The organism is Polyangium fumosum, assembly GCF_005144585.1.
Taxonomy (GTDB): domain Bacteria; phylum Myxococcota_A; class Polyangia; order Polyangiales; family Polyangiaceae; genus Polyangium; species Polyangium fumosum.
Map to the genome: position 1 here is coordinate 1 of NZ_SSMQ01000196.1, position 836 is coordinate 836.

Below are 836 nucleotides of genomic sequence, written 5' to 3' on the forward strand. Positions count from 1 at the left end.
GATGTCGGCGGGTCGAGCGAGGTCAGCGTGTCCGGCGCGCAATCGGAGAAGATCGGCTCCACGAAGACGCTCCTCGTCGGGGATCGGACCACGATCGTCTGCGGCGCGGCCACGATCCTCGTCGAGAGCTCGGGCAAGATCACGCTGAGCGGCACCGAGATCAACATTTCTTCGTCCGGCGCCGTTTCCATTGCCGGAACGGAGATCACCCTTCGTGGCACGACCGTGGGCGTCTCTGCCTCGGGCCCCGTCGAGGTCGCGGGCGCGTCCGTCAGGGTGTCCGGTGATCCCGTCGACCTCAATTCGTGAGGGAGGGGCGTGCCATGAAGACGTGCAACAAGACGCCGCTCGCTCTTTCGACGTTTTCCAGCGTTGACCTCGAAGACGAACCCTTCCAGGTCGTCATCGCCAAGGGCGTCTTCGATATCGTGCCCGGCGCGCCGCTCGCGCTCGCGTCCACGCAGGAGGTGATCGCGCTCGACGAGGCCGTCCCTTTCAAGATCGGGACCGATATCCTCTGCCAGGCGACCGCGTACGCCCCGGGGGGTGTGCCGGTGCCCTCCTTTCGCGTCGGATGGGCTGTGGGAGCGTCCACGAGACACCATACCGTCACCGGTCCGCGCGCCCGCGTGTATACGCCGCTCCTCGGCTGGTCGCTCTCGCCGATCGTACCGGTGCGGCGGGCGCCGCTCGGCGACGCGCTCGCGCGCGAGGGCGAGGGATATCGATACCTGCGCGGCGACGAGGAGGTGATCCTCGAAAACCTGCACCCGGAGTATCCACGGCTCACGTTCCGCTTGCCGAACTTGCTCGTGGCGACGGCCCTGGTGGATCGC

Annotated in this window: 1 protein-coding gene and 1 pseudogene; both read left to right on the forward strand. The window is 67.3% G+C overall.

Features of this window, described 5'->3' with window-relative positions:
• Positions 1 to 309 (forward strand): annotated as a pseudogene (locus E8A74_RS53715) (hypothetical protein); the annotation flags it as partial.
• Positions 310 to 323: 14 nt separating this feature from the next.
• A partial coding sequence (locus tag E8A74_RS51665; protein WP_136936590.1) for a DUF2169 domain-containing protein occupies positions 324 to 836 on the forward strand: 513 nt, incomplete at its 3' end.